This is a genomic window from Rhodococcus erythropolis R138 (assembly GCF_000696675.2).
In the GTDB taxonomy this organism is placed as follows: Bacteria; Actinomycetota; Actinomycetes; order Mycobacteriales; family Mycobacteriaceae; genus Rhodococcus_F; species Rhodococcus_F erythropolis.
Genome location: NZ_CP007255.1, coordinates 1,919,904 through 1,932,900, shown reverse-complemented (window position 1 = coordinate 1,932,900; position 12,997 = coordinate 1,919,904). Strand labels below are relative to the sequence as shown.

The following is a 12,997-nucleotide window of genomic DNA, read 5'->3' as shown; positions in this document are numbered from 1 at the left end:
CAAACCCGTGCGCCCGGCTCTCTTCGGCCTGGTCACATACTGGACGACGCAGCCTCCCGAAGTGTGACGGTCGGGCGAATCAGTCGCTGTATTTCTGCGAAACCCGCCCACGCCACTGCGACCAGATCGGATCCAACGCTGCGCTCGCCTCGTGTGCGTGATCGGCCACGGCCCGTGCCAGCATCCCTGCTCCCGCCAGCGGCGTCACGTGCCCTTCAACCACGTCGGAAGTCTTGATCCCCAACAGCATCGTCGTACCGAGCACGCGATGGCCACCGAGAATTCCCGGCAGCGAACGGCCCGGCACGCTACGCAGGTCGAGTGTTTCCACGAGCAGCGCGTCACCGTCGACGGTAATGCGCTGATCCGAGCGAAGGGCACCGCCGGTTTCGCCGGTCCGGCCGAACACGATCATCTCGTCGAGCAGCGCAACCGCATCGGATTCCAGTGAAATATCCACGCGCCTGGTCACATCCGCGCCGCCCGCGACGACAAACGGTGCCGCGCGCCAGATCAGCGCCGCACCGGCGCCGACGCTCGCCGAAGCCGACCACGACGCCCGGCCGCCACGCGCGTTGTACGCGACGGTCCCCGACGGCTCGATCACCTCGAGGCACGTACCCGGAGCGACTACGAATTCGATACGCAGGTCGTCGCCGGCCAGCAGCGTTGCACTGTGCCCTACCAAGGCAATTCGCACGGTGAGCCCGCGAGCGTCGACGAACCGCGGGGCCAGGAAGTCGCCCGAGATCAGCTCTCGCGCAACAGCGGTGTCACCCACTCTCTCGACGACGACCCGCGTAGCTCCGGTGCGCATCAGTGAGCGTGAGAGTGGCTGTGCCCGTGACCGTGTCCGTGGTCTTCTTCATCGGCATGGAAGTGCGGCGCCATCGGCCCCGGATCCTGCGGGGTGTGACTACCCGCGCGGTGAGCTGCGATGACCTGGCGAAGCCACGCACTGAGCTGGTCGATCGTCGCGTGATCCTTCTGGCTGAGCGCGAGAACGGGAAGTCCGTCTCGCGCGGCCGTGGCATCGGCCACCATCTGGACCGCGTCGACGTCGACGTACGGGGCCAGGTCGATCTTGTTGACCACCAACAGATCTGCCCGCTCGATGCCGGGACCACCCTTACGTGCGACGTCTCCGCCGCCCGCGACGTCGATGCAGAAGATCTGGGCGTCGACCAGTGCCGGGCTGAACGTGGCGGTCAGATTGTCACCGCCGCTTTCCACGATCACCATGTCGAGGGGATGGAACTGACGCTCGAGGTCTTCGACCGCAATGAGGTTCGGCGTCACGTCGTCACGGATGGCCGTGTGCGGGCACGCTCCGGTCTCGACTGCGACGATGCGCTCGATCGGAAGTACGTTGGCCGCGCGCAACAGTCGCGCGTCCTCGTCGGTGTAGATGTCGTTGGTGACCACCGCGATCTCGTACTCCGACGCGAGCTCGCGGCAGATGGTGGCGATGAGGGTACTTTTGCCGGTGCCGACGGGGCCGGCAACGCCGAGCCTCAAACCTCTTGCAGCAGTGGTGGTGTTGTTCAGGTTGTCAAGCACGGAAAATCCTCCTGGATCGAGCGTGGTGTTCGAGTGACCATTGTTCGACCAACGGTCCTGTTGTTGCGGGTATATCTGTGACGCCCTCGACTGCTACGGCAGCCGCGGCGACGGTTTCGATGGTCGGGGCTGCTCGGAGCAACCATTCGACCGGTTCTGCCGGATCCACCGGCAGTAGCTTCAGTGCCGCCGACGCCACCGTTTGAGCGTCGTCGTACAAACAAGATCTGGCTGCCTGTAGGTCGTCCATCCCGGAGATCGCCGTGAAGACCCCCAACGCGAGCGGACGCATCGGATGCCCAGGCAGCGCCATGAGCATCTGGACCGCGGGGTGCTGCGGCCACAATCGCGACGCCAGCCTGGCCAGTCCACGTCCGAGCTGAATAGACGCCTCACGCAGCGGTGCGCTGGGCGTCCGAGCGAGCAGTTCCCTTGAGATCTCCTCGAGTTCGCCTGCACTACCGGCACTTACGGCCCAGCGGCGCGTGACCACCGTTGCAGCGGCCTCGACAAGTCCCACTGTTTCGAGTCGACCGCGAATGAAGTCGGGGACCTGACTCTGTAGGAGTCCGCCCGCCAGTGCCGGTTCCAACCCCGACGAGTGCGCGTGACCGCCGGTAGGCAGACGCCCGTCTGCCAAGAGCATCGATGCTATCTCGGCAGACGCCATCTCGATTGACATGGTTTCAGAACAGCATGTAGCGCTGAGCCATCGGCACTACGTCAACGGGGTTGGGCGCGATCAGGTCGCCGTTGACCTTGATGGCAAACGTCTCCGGATCGACGTCGATGGACGGCAGTGCCGTGTTGTTCGGCATATCCGCCTTGGTGAGGTGCCGCGTCGGACGAACACCGGTAAGGGTGCGCGTGAGACCGAGACGACCGGCCAGACCGTCCTCGATCGCCATCGGCGAGACGAACGTCGTGGACAGGTGCGGGGCTGATCCCGGAGTTGCCGCGATGGCCGGCCGAACGAACACCGGCTGCGGGGTCGGGATAGCAGCGTTCGGATCACCCAGCGGCGCAGCAACTATCGCCCCACCCTTGATCACGGCAGAAGGACGGACACCGAAGAACGCGGGATCCCACAGCACCAGGTCCGCCATCTTCCCGGCCTCGACCGATCCGATCTCGTGATCGATACCGTGAGCCACCGCGGGGCAGATCGTGTACTTGGCGACGTAACGGCGCGCACGCTCGTTGTCGGCCGGCATGCTGGTGCCCAGCTTGCCGTACTGGGCCTTCATGACGTGGGCGACCTGCCACGTCCGCAGGGTCACCTCTCCGATACGGCCCATCGCCTGGGCGTCGGACGAGGTGATGGAGATGGCACCTATGTCGTGCAGAAAGTCTTCCGCTGCAATAGTTGTCGGCCGGATCCGGGACTCGGCAAAGGCAAGATCCTCCGGAACCCGGGGATTGAGCGCATGACACACGATGAGCATGTCGAGGTGCTCGGCAACCGTGTTTACGGTGTGCGGCAACGTCGGATTGGTCGATGCCGGAAGAACGTTCGGCTCACCTGCCGTCACGATGATGTCCGGAGCGTGCCCGCCGCCGGCGCCTTCCGCATGGAACACGTGGATCCCGCGTCCGGCGATCGCGTCCAAAGTGTGCTGTACGTAGCCGGTTTCGTTGAGGCTGTCGGCGTGCAGCGCCACCTGGAGCCCGAACTCGTCGGCTGCTCGCAGAGCTGCGTCGATTGCCGCCGGAGTGGAACCCCAGTCCTCGTGGACCTTGAATCCACCTGCGCCGGCGAGAGCTTCCTGACGCATGGCCTCATGGCTGACGGTGCTGCCCTTGCCGAGGAGAAGAACGTTGAGCGGGATGTGGTCGAGGGCCCGGTGCATCATCGTCAGCGACCAGGCGCCGGGCGTGACGGTGGTTGCCTTGCTTCCCTCGGTTGGGCCCGTTCCGCCGCCCGCCACCGTCGTCGTACCGGTCGCGAGCGCTTCCATCATCTCGATTTCACTGAGGAAGTGCACGTGAGTGTCGATCGCACCCGCGGTGAGGATCTTTCCCTCGCCGGCGATCACGTCGGTGCTCGGCCCGATGAGCAACTTGGGGTGCACGCCATCCATGATGTCGGGGTTACCGGACTTGCCGATCGCAACGATGCGTCCGTCGCGAATTCCGACGTCTGCCCGGACGATTCCCCAGTGATCGAGGATCACCGTGTTGGTGATGACGACGTCGAGAGCGCCCTGGTCGCGAGTGGTCAGGCCCTGGCCCATCGACTCGCGGATGCTCTTGCCGCCGCCGAAGACCATCTCGTCGCCGGTCGCGGTGTAGTCGTGCTCGATCTCGATCCACAGATCTGTGTCGGCCAAACGGATCTGGTCGCCAGCGGTCGGGCCGTACAAGGAGGCGTAACCGCGTCGATCGATCCTGCTCATTCGGCTGTCCTCTCAACTGGCGTCGCGGCATCGTCCGGTGAATCCGCCTCGACTGGAACATCACTCACACGAACGTTCACCGAGGACGCTCGCAAAGGTTCTTCGACCTCGACACCGGGCGTGCCGAACGGCATCACGGTCTTGGGCTCACGCGCATGCGTCGGTAGGTCTTCGTCCGGCACGATCTGCAGGCCCGGAACCCTTTTGAGTCCGCCGAGCGCGATCAGTGTCACCGTCCTGCTTACCCCGGGTTCGAACCGAACCGACGTTCCCGAGGGGATGTCGAGCCGGAAGCCGTCTGCCGCTTCGCGATCGAAGGTCAGCGCCGGGTTGGCCGCTGGAAGGTGGAGATGTGAACCGATCTGAATGGGGCGGTCGCCGTCGTTGACGACGACCATCGTGATCTTTTCCGCGTCAGTACCGAACTCGAGCGGTTCGGTGGACACACGTACCTCACCGGGGATCATCGAATGGGCTCCGTCACGGTGACCAGCTTGCGACCGTCCGGGAAAGTGGCCTCCACCTGGACATTTGCAATCATCTCGGGTACCCCTTCCATCACGTCGTCGCGGGTGAGCACTTGCCGACCGGCGTTCATCAGTTCCGCAACCGTCATTCCGTCACGCGCACGCTCGAGAATCCAACACGAGATCAGGGCCATCGCTTCGGGGTAGTTCAGCAGTACCCCGCGCTCGCGGCGGTCGCGGGCGACCATGCCCGCAACGCTCAGGAGGAGCTTTTCGGTATCTGAAGGGGTGAGGTGCACTGACAAGCCCTTCCGGTTGTGAAACGACATCGATCGACAGCGTGCTGTCGGGCCGAGATTAGCATTGCCCGAAGCGTCGTCAATATCCACGAGATTCACATCGGCGGCTACTTCAGCGCCCACTCGGCGCACTTACGCTGCTCATCGAATTATTCGGGCGCCCAACGACGCTCAGCTCTGCGCCCCGGAGTGGGAACTATCACCACAACCAAAAAGTTTCACCCCCGTCTCCTGTTGGAAACGGGGGTGAAACATCATCGTGCAGTGTGCAATCCCAGGGGCTATCCGAAGCGGCCGGAGATATAGTCCTCGGTGGCCTTCTGCGTCGGGTTCGAGAAGATCTTCTCGGTGTCGTCGATCTCGACGAGCTGCCCGGGCTTACCGGTTGCCTCGAGGTTGAAGAATGCCGTCTGGTCACTCACACGCGCAGCCTGCTGCATGTTGTGCGTGACGATGACGATCGTGAAGTCCTTCTTCAGCTCGGTGATCAGGTCCTCGATCGCGAGAGTCGAGATCGGGTCGAGCGCGGAGCACGGCTCGTCCATGAGCAGAACGTCGGGCGAGACCGCGATGGCACGCGCGATGCACAGACGCTGCTGCTGACCGCCTGAGAGGCCGCCACCGGGCTTGTCGAGGCGATCCTTGACCTCGGTCCACAGGTTGGCACCGCGCAGCGAACGCTCGGCCACCTCGTCGAGCTTCTTCTTGCTGCGCTCGCCCTGCAACTTCAAGCCCGCGACGACGTTGTCCTTGATGGACATGGTCGGGAAGGGGTTGGGTCGCTGGAACACCATGCCGATGGTCTTGCGGACGCCGACAGGATCGACGTTCGAGCCGTAGATGTCCTCGCCGTCGAGCAGGACCGAACCCTCGACGCGCGCACCGGGAATCACTTCGTGCATGCGGTTGAGTGAACGGAGAACGGTGGACTTGCCGCAACCGGACGGGCCGATGAAGGCGGTGACGCTCCGGGGCGGGACGGACAGGCCCACATCGGCGACGGCGTGGAACTTGCCGTAGTAGATGTTGACGTCCTTGAGATCCAGACGCTTGGCCATTACCGGCTCCCTACTGAGTTGTTGACGCTGTTGAGTACGAACATGTTCCGAGGCCGCATCACTTGCTTCTGACCTGTGAGAAGTGACCGATCAGCTTCGCGACGATGTTGAGGATCGCGATCAGCAGGATCAGGGTCAGTGCTGCGCCCCAGATGCGGTTGGTGCCGGCGTCGGTGGGGTTGTTCATCTCGGCGACCATGACGGAAGGCAGAGTGCCCATTTCGCCGTTGAACAGGTCGAAGTTGATGAACGGCGCGTAGCCGACGAGGATCAGCAGCGGCGCGGTCTCACCGAGCACGCGGGCCAGGGCCAGCATGACGCCGGTGATGATTCCGGGAAGCGCCGTCGGCAGAACGATTTTCGAGATGGTCTTCCACTTCGGCACACCGAGCGCGTACGACGCCTCTCGCAGATCCATCGGGACGATGCGCAGCATTTCCTCGGTGGAGCGAATGACGACCGGGACCATCAGGAGGACCAGAGCCAGAGATACAGCGAACGCGGACTTGGGGAAGCCGAAGGTCGCGATCCACAGTGCGTAGATGAACAGCGCAGCCACGATCGACGGAACACCGCTGAGGATGTCGACCATGAACGTGGTGAGCTTGCCCAGCTTCGACTTCCGGTCGGCGTACTCCACCAGGTAGATCGCGACGAAGATACCGAGCGGGATGGAGAAGACCGCGCACACGATGCCTTGCAGCAGGGTGCCGATCAATGCGTGATAGATACCGCCGCCGTCGGCCGACGCCGTCAATCCGCTCAGCGAGTTGGTGAACCACGTGGGCGACGTCAGAGCGGGCAGTCCCTTTGCGATGACCGTGAAGAGCACCCAGACCAACGGGATGAGCGCGATGACGACTGCCAGGCTCACCAGGATGGTCGCGATGACGTCCTTGGCACGACGGCGGGCGCCGACGCCTTGGAAAGTGGGGGCCTTGACCGGCCGGTCCAGAGTGGAGGTCATGGGTCAGTCCTTCTTTCCGGCGATCACTGCGCGGGCAGCCGCGTTGACGACGAAGGTCAGTACGAACAGCACCAGTCCGGCCGCGATGTACGCGCCTGCCTGGATGTCGTTGTTGAACTCCGCGTAGCCGAGGGCGATCTTGGAGGCGATGGTCGAGCCGCCGTCGAACAGCGACCAGCCGAAGGCCTGAGAGGTGGTGCGCAGGATCAGGTACAGCGCCATCGTCTCGCCGAGTGCGCGTCCGAGACCGAGCATCGAGCCGCTGATGTAGCCGGACTTACCGAACGGGATGACCGTGGTGCGCACAACTTCCCAGCGCGTGGCGCCGAGAGCGAGTGCAGCTTCGATCTGTGAGCGCGGGGTCTGGATGAACACCTCGCGGGTCACTGCGGTGATGACCGGAAGGATCATCACGGCGAGGACGATGCCTGCGGTGAAGATGGTGCCGCCGCCTGTGATCGATCCGCTGCCGTCGGCGAAGAGCGGGAACCAGCCGAGAGTGTCGTTGAGCCACACCGCGACCGGGGTGATCGCCGGAGCGAACACGAGAAGTCCCCACAGGCCGTAGACGATGGACGGCACGGCCGCGAGAAGGTCGATCGTGTACGACAGTGGCCGCGTGAGCCACTTGGGTGAGTACGAAGTCAGGAAGATCGCGATGCCCAGTGCGATCGGCATCGCGAGCACCAGTGCGAACAACGAGACCAACACTGTGACCTGGAAAAGATCGAGGACACCGAACGCCATCGCGTTGATGTTCTGCGTCACCCATTCACGGCTGGTCAGGAAGTTGACCTGGTTCCGGCTCAAAGCAGGAACTGCACGCCAGATCAGGAACGCGCCGATCGCCGCGATGACAACCGTGATGAAGATTGCCGAACCGGATGCGAGCGAGCTGAAGATGCGGTCACCCGGACGAGTCACCGTCTTGCTGTTGCCGCTTCCCGGACCGTCACCCTTCGGAGGATGCTCGGTTTCTGGAGCCTTGGTGGAAGTAATCGTGTCCTCCGTGGTGCCGTTCGGACCGCCCACCCCGGCCCCGCTGGTTGCGGGGCCGGGAGAACGAGATGTCGAGGTGATGGGCGCGTCACTCATGTGCGCTCACTTCCTTCACGTCTGAATGTAGATCCATGAGCTTGTCCGCACGAGTCTCTAGGTCAGCTGATTGCCGTGATGGACGCGTTGAGGCGATCCTGGACGTTGGCCGGCAGCGGGACGTAACCCTGCTCGGCCAGGTTGGCCTGACCCTCGTTGGCCGCGCTCGTCAGGAACGACTTCACTGCTGCGGTGGTGTCCGCGTCGTAGCCCTTGGAGCAGACGATCGAGTACGTGGCGAGAACCAGCGGGTATGCGCCGGCTTCGTTGGTCTTGAAGATCGACGCGAGGTCGAGCGTCAGGTCGCCGGTTGCGTCGGACTTGAACTTCGCGCCTGCGATCGACTTTGCGGCCGAGTCGTTGGTCAGTGCGACTGCCTCGGAGCCGGTGTTGATTTCTGCAACCGAGAGCTTGTTCTGATCGGCGAACGACTTCTCGACGTAGGTGATCGAACCCGGTGCCGTGGCAACTGCCTGTGCAACGCCCGCCGAACCCTTGGCGCCCTCACCGACGCCACCGGTGAAGTCGGACCCTGCGCCCGACGTCCAAGCACCGTTCGATGCCGCGTCGAGGTACTTCTGGAAGTTGTCGGTGGTGCCCGAGGAATCGGAGCGGATCACGGTGGTGATCTTCTCGTCGGGAAGCGAAGCACCGGAGTTGAGCGCGGCGATTGCCGGATCGTTCCACTTGGTGATGCCACCGTTGAAGATCTTCGCGAGAACTTCTGCGTTGAGAACGAGCTTGTCGACGCCGTCGAGGTTGTATGCAACTGCGATCGGGCCGAAGACGAGGGGAAGGTTCCAGGCTTCGCCGCCGACGCAACGCTCCTTGGCCTTGTCGGCCTGCTCGTCCTTGATGGCCGAGTCGGAGCCGGCGAAGTCGATCTGGCCGGCGATGAACTGCGTGCGACCGTCGCCCGAACCGCTGGGGTTGTAGGCGACGTTGACGGTCTTGCCCTTTTCCTGGCACACGGAGATGTAGGTGGCGACGAACTGGTCCATGGCATTCTTCTGTGCCGAGGAACCAGCGGCAGAGAGGTTGCTCTTGCCTTCGCACGTTGCGTTCGATGCGGACGCGTCCACACCCGTCGACGACGAGTTGTTGTCGCTGCCACATGCGGCCAAGGTCATGGCGCCCACGGCCACTACACCGAGCAGGGCACCACTGCGCTTGAGATTCACCAAGATCCTCCGGAAATCGCTACCGCCACGCCCACGATCGGGCGGCGACATGAGATGCAAAATGATTGAAATCTGCATCAGGCAACACGGCGCTGCCCACAGAGAAAAGTAGGCGGGCGCGGTGTCCGGTTGGACCACACATGGTTAACAGAGAATGAACAGACTGGACATTTCTGCGTGTTCGACTGTGACGTCAGAGCGCGCGAGCGTAAGCCATGTCCACGTGGAACCGATCGAAGCCGAGTCGCTCGTACGTGTGGAGGGCGGCAGTGTTGTCACCTTCGACGTACAGAAGGACCGTTCCGAGGCCGCGATCGCGCAGGTAATGCATGCCTGCGAGAGTCAGCACTCGGCCGAGACCACGTCCCTGCGCCGCGGGATCGATCCCCACGACGTACACCTCCCCCAGCTCGGGATCGTCACCTTCGGGTGCGTGCACCTTGGTCCAGTGAAAGCCGAGAAGAGTATCGGGATCGGTGTCCGCGAACGCCATGAACAGACCGGCCGGGTCGAACCAACCTTCGGCCGTTCTCTCGTCGATCTCCGCCTGGGTCCAGCCACCCTGCTCGGGATGCCAGGAGAAGGCCGCGTTGTTGACGCGAAGGATCTCGGAATCGTCTTCGGGCCCACGGTACGTCCGCATCGTTATACCTTCGGGCACAACGATTTCCGGAAGCTGCGGAGCATCGAGCGGTCGACGCAGCTGGAGGAGTTCACGAACGCTGACCAAATCGAGGCTCTTGGCGAATTCCACTGCGGCGTCGACGTTTCCGTGCGCCCAGACTCGCGTGCCCGGCCGACCTTCGTCGAATACCGCTGCGGCAAGCCTGGTTCCGATACCACGGCGCCGCGCCTGCGGGTCGACCACCAACTCGGCCATGTCGGGATGCTCGTCCGAACCGGCTTGCAGCTGTGCATAACCGACGACCGTATCGCCGTCGAGTTCGAGAAAGTGTCGTGCTGCGCCGCGCCCGGCAACGGCATGGCGCCCCTGTTCCGACACGGGTGCCTTGCCGTCGAACTCGGTCGCGCGATCGAGAAGCGCGGAAACCTGCTCGGCGGATCCGGCCGGCAGTGAATCTGTCCAACCCACGTCAGACCACCGATCCGTCGGCCGCGTCGTAGTCGACGTCTTCGTCGTCCTCGAACTGAACGGGAGCAGCTGCGCCGCCCTTGGCCCTGGTCGGACGTACTGCCTTGTATCCGACATTTCGGACTGTACCGATCAAGGACTCGTATTCGGTGCCGAGTTTCGCCCGCAGACGACGCACGTGGACGTCGACCGTCCTGGTGCCGCCGAAGAAGTCGTAGCCCCACACTTCCTGCAACAGCTGTGCCCGGGTGAATACCCGACCGGCATGCTGCGCGAGGTACTTGAGCAGCTCGAATTCCTTGTAAGTCAAATCAAGGGGCCGTCCACGCAGTCGTGCCGTGTACGTCCCCTCGTCGATAACCAGTTCGCCCAGCGTGATCTTTCCCGACGCTTCCGGACTGGCAACACCGCCGCTGCGGGCGACCAACAACCGCAATCGGGCGTCCACCTCAGCCGGACCGGTACCGGGAAGCAGGATGTCGTCCAACCCCCAGTCGGCGTTGACGGCAACGAGTCCGCCTTCGGTGAGGACGGCGACCACAGGTACTGCGGATCCTGTGCTTCCGAGCAATCGACACAACCCGCGTGCGGCAGCTAGATCAGTGCGCGCATCCACCAATGCCACGTCCGCGGAACTTGCCTCGAGTAGCGAGGAAACCTCTGTGGGGGCAGGCCGAACCGAGTGCGCCAGCAACGCCAACGCCGGTAGTACAGCTTCCGGGTTGGGGTCGGAGGTGAGGAGGAGCAGTTCCACACGGCCTCCTATCTAGTAGCCCGCGCAACCCGTGAGGGCAACGCTCGAGTAGTTCGACGCTTTTGGTCGGTCCCTACATTAGCGTGCCTGGTACCGGGGCCGTCGCATCGAACCCCGACCGGAGTCCGTCACAATGGTGCGGTGCGCAAACTGATCATCGGCATCGTCTTTCTCCTCGGCCTCGGACTGGTGGCCGATTTCGGCGCTGCCGCGTACGCCGAGTACCGGGTTTCCCGCGAGCTCCGAACCGGCGCATCACTCGAGTCGGATCCTGAGGTCACCTTCAATGGGTTCCCCTTCCTCACCCAAGCACTCGGCGGGAAATACAAGGACGTCTACGTCAGAGCTACCGGCGTCCAGAGCGACGTGGTCGGCGAAGTGACCGTCGAAGCCGACCTGCGCGGGGTCACCGTTCCCTTCTCCGACATCGTGAACGGCAATGTCACCCAGCTCCCCGTCGACAAACTCGACGGCCGGATGGGAATCAACGCCACCGACCTCGGAAAGCTGCTCAACATCCCTGACCTGCAGGTATCTTCGCCGCCGGCCAACAAGTCGGATGGCACCGGGGGCAGCGGTGGAACGGGCGCGAGCACCGCGGGGGCCGTCGTGCTGACCGGAACGGTTGCCGTCGGTCCGGTCGAGACTGCAGTGAGCGTCCAGGCCAACCTGGTTCTGGAAGGTGGGCAGGTCAAGATCGTCGCAAGCAACCTGTACTTCGGTCCGGAGGGCAAAGCCGATTTCTCGATCCCCGCAGCACTCGAACCCGTGGTCCTCGGATTGTTCAGCTACACGATCGATCCGCAGGCACTCCCCTACGGAATTCAGCCGAGCCTGGTCTACGCGGAAGGCGGAAGAATCGTGATCGAAGGCAGCGCCGAAAACACGACGATCGATCTCGCAGAGCTGCAGAACCGATGACCGGGATCACAATTCTGCTGGTCGCGCTTGTCGCCGTCGTCGCGGTCGGGCTCTTTCTCAAGTCACGCAACGGAGCAGTCCGAGCCACCACCGCGGCATCCGGCACCACGAACAGCCGCCTCGAACTGCTGAGTTCTGCCGGAGTGTCTTCGCCGAACGGCGGGCCCGTCGTACTGCATTTCTCCGCCGACTGGTGCGGACCGTGCGCGGCAGTACGCCGCGTCGTCGGCCAGGTTGTGGTTTCGATGGCGGACGCTCCCCGTCCGCCGGTGGAGATCGAGCTCGACATCGACAAGGAACCGGCTCTGGCACGCGAAATGAGCGTCCTGTCGCTGCCCACCACGTTCATCCTCGACGGTGGCCTGGAGGAACAGTTCCGAGTGTCCGGAGTGCCGTCCGCAGCCGATCTGAAAGCTGCGCTCGTACCACTATCCGGACCCCACGAGCCAAAATCCGAGAATTCGGGGTAAACTCGCCGACGTGCAAACCCGCCACGAGCTGATGCTCACCCGACGCCGCGCAGTAGACCTGTGCCGCCTCGGGGGCTGTTGCTGTACCTGTTGCTGATCACCACATCCGTCAGATCTCTCTGACCTTCGAGCTTTCGCTCACGTGATCAATCCACCGAGTGGGACTTTTGCGTCCCCTTTTCTCGGTCCAGGCAAGCACCATGCAATCCAGCGCAGGAGCACTCCCGATGTCCACAACCACAGCCCAGCTCGAGCAAGTCGACGTCCGCGGACCTCGGTTCGCCGCGTGGGTCACCACCGGCGTTCTCGTTCTCACGCTCATCCTCTCGACCTTCTCTCTGCCCGCCGCCACCGTCGTTCTCGCATTGCAGGCGATCGTCTTCGCAGTCGGAGCGGTACTCGGCCCCAAGCGCAGCCCGTACGGCCAGATCTTCGGCAAGCTCGTCGCCCCGCGACTCTCGCCGGTCAGCGAACGCGAACCCGTGGCGCCGTTGCGCTTCGCTCAGTTCGTCGGCTTCGTCTTCGCGTTGGCAGGCACGGTCGGTTTCCTGGCCGGGTCGACGATCGTCGGCACCGTTGCCACCGGCTTCGCCCTGTTCGCGGCCCTGCTCAACGCCGCGTTCGGCATCTGCCTCGGCTGCCAGATCTACCCACTCGTCGCCAGGCTGCGAAATACCGGCCGCGCGACCACCGCGTGAAAACGCTTGCCACACAACCCCGCTGAACCCCTGCTAGA

At 63.6% G+C, this 12,997-nt stretch carries 16 protein-coding genes; 4 read left to right on the top strand and 12 right to left on the bottom strand.

Features of this window, described 5'->3' with window-relative positions; translation table 11 throughout:
- Positions 1-79: 79 nt before the first annotated feature.
- The 12 genes from H351_RS09105 to H351_RS09050 form a co-directional block, all read right to left on the bottom strand.
- Complete coding sequence (locus H351_RS09105; RefSeq protein WP_020970608.1) at positions 80-817, bottom strand: urease accessory protein UreD; 738 nt, start codon at positions 815-817, stop codon at positions 80-82.
- Positions 817-1,560, bottom strand: coding sequence for an urease accessory protein UreG (gene ureG / locus H351_RS09100; RefSeq protein WP_020908922.1), 744 nt, complete (start codon positions 1,558-1,560; stop codon positions 817-819). The genes H351_RS09105 and ureG overlap by 1 nt, the downstream gene beginning before the upstream one ends.
- Positions 1,553-2,242 (bottom strand): urease accessory protein UreF, encoded by a 690-nt coding sequence (locus H351_RS09095; RefSeq protein WP_029256121.1) that lies wholly within the window; start codon positions 2,240-2,242, stop codon positions 1,553-1,555. Before H351_RS09095 ends, ureG begins: the two co-directional genes overlap by 8 nt.
- Positions 2,243-2,246: 4 nt before the next feature.
- A complete protein-coding gene (locus H351_RS09090) occupies positions 2,247-3,956 on the bottom strand; it encodes an urease subunit alpha (RefSeq protein WP_019745084.1) in 1,710 nt (569 codons plus the stop codon).
- Positions 3,953-4,423, bottom strand: coding sequence for an urease subunit beta (gene ureB, locus H351_RS32845; protein ID WP_020908924.1), 471 nt, complete (start codon positions 4,421-4,423; stop codon positions 3,953-3,955). The genes H351_RS09090 and ureB overlap by 4 nt, the downstream gene beginning before the upstream one ends.
- A complete protein-coding gene (gene ureA, locus H351_RS09080) occupies positions 4,420-4,722 on the bottom strand; it encodes an urease subunit gamma (RefSeq protein ID WP_003939800.1) in 303 nt (100 codons plus the stop codon). The genes ureB and ureA overlap by 4 nt, the downstream gene beginning before the upstream one ends.
- A gap of 281 nt (positions 4,723-5,003) precedes the next feature.
- Positions 5,004-5,780, bottom strand: coding sequence for a phosphate ABC transporter ATP-binding protein PstB (gene pstB / locus H351_RS09075; protein ID WP_019745087.1), 777 nt, complete (start codon positions 5,778-5,780; stop codon positions 5,004-5,006).
- Between the two features lie 58 nt (positions 5,781-5,838).
- Entirely contained in the window at positions 5,839-6,747 is a 909-nt protein-coding gene (gene pstA, locus H351_RS09070) for a phosphate ABC transporter permease PstA (protein ID WP_003940100.1), read from the bottom strand.
- A 3-nt stretch (positions 6,748-6,750) separates the two neighbouring features.
- Positions 6,751-7,842, bottom strand: coding sequence for a phosphate ABC transporter permease subunit PstC (gene pstC / locus H351_RS09065; protein ID WP_007733846.1), 1,092 nt, complete (start codon positions 7,840-7,842; stop codon positions 6,751-6,753).
- A 62-nt stretch (positions 7,843-7,904) separates the two neighbouring features.
- A complete protein-coding gene (gene pstS / locus H351_RS09060; RefSeq protein WP_019745088.1) occupies positions 7,905-9,023 on the bottom strand; it encodes a phosphate ABC transporter substrate-binding protein PstS in 1,119 nt (372 codons plus the stop codon).
- Between the two features lie 193 nt (positions 9,024-9,216).
- Positions 9,217-10,116 carry a mycothiol synthase gene (gene mshD / locus H351_RS09055; RefSeq protein WP_029256122.1) on the bottom strand — a complete coding sequence of 300 codons (900 nt, stop codon included), beginning with the start codon at positions 10,114-10,116 and terminating at the stop codon, positions 9,217-9,219.
- 1 nt (position 10,117) lies between these two features.
- The gene (locus H351_RS09050) at positions 10,118-10,870 is read right to left on the bottom strand and encodes a winged helix-turn-helix transcriptional regulator (protein ID WP_003939728.1); all 753 of its coding nucleotides are present in this window, start codon (positions 10,868-10,870) and stop codon (positions 10,118-10,120) included.
- Between the two features lie 141 nt (positions 10,871-11,011).
- On the opposite strand from H351_RS09050, the gene H351_RS09045 reads away from it, so the two are divergent.
- The 4 genes from H351_RS09045 to H351_RS09035 all read left to right on the top strand — a co-directional run bounded on the left by H351_RS09045 (position 11,012) and on the right by H351_RS09035 (position 12,959).
- On the top strand, positions 11,012-11,791 hold the full coding sequence (locus tag H351_RS09045; RefSeq protein ID WP_003939847.1) for an LmeA family phospholipid-binding protein: 780 nt from the start codon (positions 11,012-11,014) through the stop codon (positions 11,789-11,791).
- The gene (locus H351_RS09040; protein ID WP_019745090.1) at positions 11,788-12,261 is read left to right on the top strand and encodes a thioredoxin family protein; all 474 of its coding nucleotides are present in this window, start codon (positions 11,788-11,790) and stop codon (positions 12,259-12,261) included. The genes H351_RS09045 and H351_RS09040 overlap by 4 nt, the downstream gene beginning before the upstream one ends.
- Before the next feature lie 10 nt (positions 12,262-12,271).
- Positions 12,272-12,358: a putative leader peptide gene (locus H351_RS32920; RefSeq protein ID WP_350318872.1), complete on the top strand. Its 87-nt coding sequence runs from the start codon at positions 12,272-12,274 to the stop codon at positions 12,356-12,358.
- A gap of 130 nt (positions 12,359-12,488) precedes the next feature.
- A complete protein-coding gene (locus H351_RS09035; protein WP_020970613.1) occupies positions 12,489-12,959 on the top strand; it encodes a DUF4395 domain-containing protein in 471 nt (156 codons plus the stop codon).
- Positions 12,960-12,997: the final 38 nt, after the last annotated feature.

Coding starts and splice junctions, on each gene's coding strand:
- H351_RS09095 (WP_029256121.1), bottom strand. CDS start 2,242: ATGTCAATCGAGATGGCGTCTGCCGAGATAGCATCGATGCTCTTGGCA.
- H351_RS09090 (WP_019745084.1), bottom strand. CDS start 3,956: ATGAGCAGGATCGATCGACGCGGTTACGCCTCCTTGTACGGCCCGACC.
- pstC (WP_007733846.1), bottom strand. CDS start 7,842: ATGAGTGACGCGCCCATCACCTCGACATCTCGTTCTCCCGGCCCCGCA.
- ureB (WP_020908924.1), bottom strand. CDS start 4,423: ATGATCCCCGGTGAGGTACGTGTGTCCACCGAACCGCTCGAGTTCGGT.
- pstB (WP_019745087.1), bottom strand. CDS start 5,780: ATGGCCAAGCGTCTGGATCTCAAGGACGTCAACATCTACTACGGCAAG.
- H351_RS09040 (WP_019745090.1), top strand. CDS start 11,788: ATGACCGGGATCACAATTCTGCTGGTCGCGCTTGTCGCCGTCGTCGCG.
- pstA (WP_003940100.1), bottom strand. CDS start 6,747: ATGACCTCCACTCTGGACCGGCCGGTCAAGGCCCCCACTTTCCAAGGC.
- H351_RS09105 (WP_020970608.1), bottom strand. CDS start 817: ATGCGCACCGGAGCTACGCGGGTCGTCGTCGAGAGAGTGGGTGACACC.
- H351_RS09035 (WP_020970613.1), top strand. CDS start 12,489: ATGTCCACAACCACAGCCCAGCTCGAGCAAGTCGACGTCCGCGGACCT.